General features: G+C 44.3%; 8 protein-coding genes. All 8 read left to right on the top strand.

The features are described 5' to 3' along the window. Positions 1-63: 63 nt before the first annotated feature. The 8 genes from ACYVG7_RS04210 (at position 64) to tnpA (ending at position 6,078) form a co-directional block, all read left to right on the top strand. The gene (locus ACYVG7_RS04210) at positions 64-1,191 is read left to right on the top strand and encodes an ISAs1 family transposase (protein WP_460881981.1); all 1,128 of its coding nucleotides are present in this window, start codon (positions 64-66) and stop codon (positions 1,189-1,191) included. Next, complete coding sequence (locus tag ACYVG7_RS04205; RefSeq protein WP_460881980.1) at positions 1,188-1,757, top strand: hypothetical protein; 570 nt, start codon at positions 1,188-1,190, stop codon at positions 1,755-1,757. Before ACYVG7_RS04210 ends, ACYVG7_RS04205 begins: the two co-directional genes overlap by 4 nt. A gap of 130 nt (positions 1,758-1,887) precedes the next feature. Next, positions 1,888-2,643, top strand: coding sequence for a YaaW family protein (locus ACYVG7_RS04200; RefSeq protein ID WP_460881979.1), 756 nt, complete (start codon positions 1,888-1,890; stop codon positions 2,641-2,643). Between the two features lie 85 nt (positions 2,644-2,728). Next, entirely contained in the window at positions 2,729-3,361 is a 633-nt protein-coding gene (locus tag ACYVG7_RS04195) for a peptidase M15 (protein WP_460881978.1), read from the top strand. Between the two features lie 95 nt (positions 3,362-3,456). Continuing rightward, positions 3,457-3,942 (top strand): hypothetical protein, encoded by a 486-nt coding sequence (locus tag ACYVG7_RS04190; RefSeq protein WP_447996341.1) that lies wholly within the window; start codon positions 3,457-3,459, stop codon positions 3,940-3,942. Positions 3,943-4,029: 87 nt separating this feature from the next. Continuing rightward, positions 4,030-4,680 (top strand): hypothetical protein, encoded by a 651-nt coding sequence (locus ACYVG7_RS04185; RefSeq protein WP_460881977.1) that lies wholly within the window; start codon positions 4,030-4,032, stop codon positions 4,678-4,680. Positions 4,681-4,808: 128 nt separating this feature from the next. Further along, positions 4,809-5,333 carry a hypothetical protein gene (locus ACYVG7_RS04180; RefSeq protein ID WP_460881976.1) on the top strand — a complete coding sequence of 175 codons (525 nt, stop codon included), beginning with the start codon at positions 4,809-4,811 and terminating at the stop codon, positions 5,331-5,333. A 466-nt stretch (positions 5,334-5,799) separates the two neighbouring features. Then, entirely contained in the window at positions 5,800-6,078 is a 279-nt protein-coding gene (gene tnpA / locus ACYVG7_RS04175; protein ID WP_460881982.1) for an IS66 family insertion sequence element accessory protein TnpA, read from the top strand. Positions 6,079-6,089 lie beyond the last annotated feature (11 nt).

Raw genomic sequence — 6,089 nt, 5'->3', positions numbered from 1 at the left:
TCAGAACGCTTTGACCTGCAGATCGGGTTGTGATCTTATACTCCCTTTTCCTGGGAGCCATCCATGCAGCTCGATGCCTTTTCCGAGTTCTTTTCCGAACTTCACGACCCGCGCCAATCCGCGAAAATATCTTATCCACTCTTCGACATCCTGTTCCTGACGGTCTGCGCTGTCATCGGTGGCTGCGAGGGTTGGGAAGATATTGAAGATTTCGGGCAAGCGCATAGTCGCTGGTTCCAGGATAAGGGATTGTTTCCAAAGGGCTTACCCGTTCACGATACCATTGCCAGAGTGATGTCCAGCCTGGCTCCCGAGCAGTTTCAGGCCTGCTTCCTCAAGTGGATGCAAGCGGTTAACACTCGTGCCAAGGGGGAGCTGATCGCCATTGATGGCAAGGTTCTGCGTAGTTCCTATAACAGGGACGACCGACAGTCGACCATCCATATGGTCAGTGCGTTTGCCAGCGCCAACGGTATGGTGCTCGGGCAAGTAAAAACAGACGCCAAATCCAATGAAATCGCCGCGATCCCTGAACTGCTGGAATTGCTCGATATGACCGGCTGCCTGATTTCGATTGATGCAATGGGCTGCCAGACTGAGATTGCCGCCCAGATTGTGGACAAGGGTGGCGACTATCTATTGGCCGTCAAAGGCAATCAGGAAACCCTGCATCGCGCAGTACGCGAGGCCCTTGCCCCTCTGGCACGGGAAGGCAGTCATCAAGCCAGGATTGAACAATCACGAGGCCGGACAGAGCTCCGGGAATATCATGTGATGCCAGCAGGCGACATGGGAAAACAATTCCCGATGTGGAAAGGCTTGAGCACGCTGGGCGTGGCCATTGGCTACCGCCGTGATAGCAAGGGCAATGAATCACTGGAATATCGCTATTACATCAGCTCTGCTGCCCTGACCGAAGAACAGTTCGCCAAAGGCGTGCGTGGTCATTGGGGTATAGAAAATCAGCTGCACTGGGTACTGGACGTCACGATGAAAGAAGATGCGTGCCCCATCTATCGTGGCGACGCGGCTCAGATATTGGCAACAGTGAGACATATGGCGCTGAATATGCTGCGAGCGGAGAAAGGCAAAAGCGCCAGCATCAGACGCAAACAAAAGATAGCCGCCATGAATAGCGACTATCTGGAGCAAGTCATTTTGGCTGGAATTACAGCAGTGAGTGAAAAATGAACATTCATGCTCTCACCCTGGGTAGATCAACCTGGCGCCAGCGAATATGCTGGCATTTTAAGGCCCCTATAGGCGCCGGTTATCTAAACGTTAGTGGACATATGAGATCGATCGATTTAATAGAATTTATTAAAGAAGCAAGGCTGGGCCATATAACTCTCAGCTCTTCTAAAGATGAAATAAAAAAGGTTTTTGGTCAGCCCAAACATATAGCTAAGTGGGGGGGAGGCGGTAAACTGGATCCCGTGGCATGGGTTTATAATGATTTGTATTTTGGCTTTCATCATGAAACTGGTGAGACTGAATGCATCGGTTTTCAGTCTAAAAGTAACAAGAAAGTAGAACCTAACATTGGTAAAGCTAATATTGAATGCCATGGTTTAAGAAATTCTATCGAAGTTGATGAGTTTGAGAGAATAATGTCAGGTTTTGACATTTTCCCAAAAGACAGAATGCTGTGGGACTATTATGGCTGCATCTTAATATTTTCATCAGGTGTTGAGGCAAGTTTTCAGGGCCAACTAGATAAGTCAGCATTATTATGGGACATTTCGGTTGGCCACTAACAAGTGGCTGCAATCTGACCTCCGGCCATTGTCACCTTTTGTGCAAAAAGCCGCACAAAAGGCGCCAATAGCCTCCGGCAGTTGAGCCAGGCGTTAGCTACATCCAAATCACAACCACAGGAGAAGGTATATGGCATACCGTTATGACGGCGACCTTGAGTTTCTTGGACAAATGAAGTCAGAAGAACTTGAGGATCTTGTTTCTTGCTTGACGCATGATCGCGATGGTGCTGTAAGATACACAGAAGAACTAACGATGAATGAGCTCTACAAACGCCATCATCCAGATCACCAAAAATATTGGGAATTGATTGCAGCTGAAATCCAGTGTTTTGGCGCAAACAGTTTTGCCACAATTCTGCGCGGAGGCAAAGGAGTTGAGTACAAAGAAGTACTCATGGATGTATGCGACAAATTGAAAGTTAACTACAACAAGAGTTCAAGCGTTGAAAAAATCGAAGGCAATCTTTTGATGAAAATTCTGACGGATGCTATCGAAAATATGACTCCAGAAGAGATCAAAGAACTTGCAGCAGCCACAGGCGTAAAAAACACTAATGGAATTACCGCGGAAGCAATGGTTGGCGTATTTCAAGCAGTTTTCCGCGCTGGAGGATTTAAGTCCTATCAACTTACACTCATTATCGTGAATGCCGTACTGAAAGCACTAATCGGTCGAGGACTCTCTCTTGCCGGTAATGCAGCGCTAACACGGACTATGGCCATCCTCACTGGTCCAATCGGCTGGGTTATTACAGGTCTATGGACAGCGATTGATATTGCCGGTGCGGCATACCGTGTTACCATTCCAGCCGTTATTCAAGTTGCAGCCCTTCGCCAGAAACATCTCTATGAAAAACAGGCAAGTGAATTGTCATTTTCTTGAGGGAAGCAATAGCTAACAACTCATTTAACCGGATGCCGCATAGCGGCACCGGTTAATAAAAATGTTATGTACTCAAGGAGGGCGCATGAAATCACCGAAAACAGTAAAGTCGCTCGAAGATTTAGGTAGAATTAGATTATCTGATTCATTTTTTATGCGCGATTTTTTGTATTCTGAAATATCTCAAATTGAAGGAATGCCAAACATTCCAGAGTATCCTGATGTTGCAATTGAAGCCGGTTCAAACCTTTGCCAAAACATTTTAGAACCAATCCAAAAGAAATTAGGCAGAATTTCCATCAGGTCTGGTTACCGCTCCACTTTAGTTAATGGCAAAGGAGCTGAAAATAAAAATCAATATAACTGCGCAAGTAACGAATCAAATTACGCACATCATATTTGGGACTATCGTGATAAAAATGGCGATTTAGGTGCAACAGTCTGCATCGTTGTTAACTCATTTCTGGACTACTACGAAAAAACGAATGACTGGCAAGCCTTAGCTTGGTGGATTCACGATAACATACCTGCGTATTCTTCGATGCAGTTTTTCCCAAAATTGGCAGCGTTCAACATACGTTGGTCACCAAAGCCTGAGAAAATAATATATAGCTACATTCAACCAAAGGGTTACCTAACCAAACCCGGAATGGATAGCAATGATGGTTGCCACAAGGGCTTGTATAGCGAATTCATTTCTAGCCAGTGTTTGGCATAACAAATAGTTTAAGTCGTTCGCTTCGCTCACTGGGACGCGCATAAAGCCGCGCGCCCCATAACTAAAATGTTATACGATATAAATGGTGCGCATGAATGCTTATTGAGCGAAATATCGCAGATGATTTCTTATATAAATATCAAGCGGTGATGATGTACCTGAATGGTGGTTTGCTTCCAAATGGCGCCTTGGGGTTTGCAGCCATTCGACCTGAAATTTATAACTGCCTTGATGAAATTAATGATGCAATGTCAGGTGTTGTTGGTGGTGATTTTGTGAACAACCTGAGACGTGCAGTTTATGGAAAATTCATATATCTTAAAAATTATAAAGATGGTTATGCTTTTATGCATATAGAGACAGGTGCTTTCTATATGGCATTTGCATTAACAACGCGCATCGAAGAACTATCCAAAGAGTTTGCCGTGGTTAATACCGCACTAATCCCATTTAACGGAATTCTTGTGTGTGATGGTCTGCTGGCAAGATGCAACGTCACATTAGGTAAAAACTACATCAAAGAAATCCGTGATGCTTATTGGAAAGCAAAGCGGAGCGGCTCGCTAATTAGATTTGTATAACAAATAGTTTAAGTCGTTCGCTTCGCTCACTGGGACGCGCCTAAAGCCGCGCGCCCCATAACTAAAATGTTATGCTAATGAGGGGTTATGAACATTACAAAACAAGAACTATTATTATTTGAGGAATGGAAAGGAAAAAGAGATGGTTTTGTCTTTGATGGTGTTGTATCTGAAATTGATTATGTTAATTCAAAAACGAAACTGTGTTTTGTACTTAAAGAAGTAAATGATGAAGATGGCGGGAACTGGGATCTAAGAGAATTCATTAGACAAGGTGCTCGCCCACAAACATGGGACAACATTACTCGTTGGATACAATGCATTGAAAACATCAGTGACGAAAAAAAATGGAGTTCTTTGGAAAAGATAACAGAAGAAAATAGAATTGATTGTTTACGCTCTATTTGTGCTATGAACTTGAAAAAATCACCTGGCAGTCACACCACCGCCCTAGCCAAGTTCAAAAAAGTTGTTGTAGAGGATCAGTCATTTATCAAACGACAATACGCCATTTACAATCCAGATCTAACAATATGCTGTGGAACTGGCTGGGAGTTGCGCTGGGCTTTAGACCTAACCCCATACGACGTTTTTGAAACAAGTCGAGGTATAAAGTGGTATTTAAACTCCAACGAGAAGCCTGTAATAATATTTGCACATCCAGAAGCAAGAGTTCAAAACTCACTGCTGGTTTATGGTTTGATTGATGCGATTCGTGAGATTATGCATAACAAATAGTTTAATTCGTTCGCTTCGCTCACTGGGACGCGCATAAAAGCCGCGCGCCCCATAACTAAAATGTTAGGTTGGCGCAAATGCCCCCCACATATGCGTCTATTAATATTATCAGCGGGGAAGGAGTAAATATGAAAAAAGAAATTAAATTAGGCTTATTAATTTTATCGCTTAGTTGCATGCCATATGCTTCTGCATCAGGTTATAAAAATACGCCTGAATATAAAGATGCGTATAAGTGTGCAACTGATAGCTTTAAAGAAGGGTATGGCTCTGGGCCTGCTGCATTTTGTGTAGGAAATTCTCGAGACCCATCGAAAATCGAAGAAAAAGCATATAAAGATGCAGAAAAAGACTTTTCTACTAAATCCACATCAGCGAATGGTTCTTGCTCATTCAGCTATGCTGTTTGGGTTGCTACAGGCAGCCATGCTGATGATTTTCTAGAAGGCCCTCAGAAAGAAACCTCTTTACGTCAAGTCATAAAGTTATTTCCAGGAAGAGAAGATAGCATGCAACTCTTTGACAAAGACGGAAATAAAATCTCTGATGATGTCGTAAACCGATTAATTATTAAATCGAAAGAGGAGTATGGTTTTTCATATAGACTGTCTAGCGAAGCTAAAAAAACTTGCTCAAAAAAACAACTAGGTTAACTATTGAGCTAGTTCGCCTTTAAGGGCTTTATAATCTGAGCCCTTATTTTTAAAGTATGAGTTTCGCCATACCTAACAAAATTTTAATGTCGGATGGCACTACGTGCCACCGCATAAAACGAAGTTGTATGTAATCGGTTATTGGATTAATTGGCGGCGTGCGCTGACAAAAATAGTAGGCTGCCATGTTGCGGTGAGCATTAGAGCATGGTGGTAATGGGCATCCGTTAATATCATCTGCTCTGCGCTTCGGCCAACCTGCCTGCAGTTTAAATTCCTGGCGTACGGTCGCCGCAGTGGTTATTTCTGGCGTGTTGTTTTCAGCCGAGCGGTAACCGGCAATAACTGTGGGCCATAGTAGCGGTGCTTTTATCCAACTTCGTGCGGCACACAACAAATAGTTTAAGTCGTTCGCTTCGCTCACTGGGACGTAAGCGCCCTTGAATCGGCATCTGTTTTTCCCAAAATCAGCTCNCAGCAGATCACTGCCTGGCTTGACTCCGGCCTCTCCGGCCACGCCTTTTGCAAAAGCCAGGCACTGGTCTATCACCAGTTTGCTTACTGGCGCAAAAAGCTCGAACAGCCTGCGGCCTCGGACTCTCTTCCTGGCTTTGTCAGAGTAGCCATGCCTGCTCCTGTCACGAACGAAGTCGGCTTGACGCTCACCTTACCCAACGGTATTACCCTCTCCGGGTTACATCTGGGCAATATCGATTTGCTCGGCGCTATCATGAGGCAGTTGTAATGCGCCCTCGT

It is taken from the genome of Pseudaeromonas pectinilytica, from assembly GCF_054780855.1.
The sequence above is the reverse complement of the archived record's forward strand: the minus strand, read 5'-3'. Positions and strand labels throughout refer to the sequence as shown.

Bases quoted from the DNA above. Each gene is read 5' to 3' on its own strand.
- ACYVG7_RS04205 (WP_460881980.1), top strand. From the start codon at position 1,188: ATGAACATTCATGCTCTCACCCTGGGTAGATCAACCTGGCGCCAGCGA.
- ACYVG7_RS04195 (WP_460881978.1), top strand. From the start codon at position 2,729: ATGAAATCACCGAAAACAGTAAAGTCGCTCGAAGATTTAGGTAGAATT.
- ACYVG7_RS04200 (WP_460881979.1), top strand. From the start codon at position 1,888: ATGGCATACCGTTATGACGGCGACCTTGAGTTTCTTGGACAAATGAAG.
- ACYVG7_RS04210 (WP_460881981.1), top strand. From the start codon at position 64: ATGCAGCTCGATGCCTTTTCCGAGTTCTTTTCCGAACTTCACGACCCG.
- ACYVG7_RS04180 (WP_460881976.1), top strand. From the start codon at position 4,809: ATGAAAAAAGAAATTAAATTAGGCTTATTAATTTTATCGCTTAGTTGC.
- ACYVG7_RS04185 (WP_460881977.1), top strand. From the start codon at position 4,030: ATGAACATTACAAAACAAGAACTATTATTATTTGAGGAATGGAAAGGA.
- ACYVG7_RS04190 (WP_447996341.1), top strand. From the start codon at position 3,457: ATGCTTATTGAGCGAAATATCGCAGATGATTTCTTATATAAATATCAA.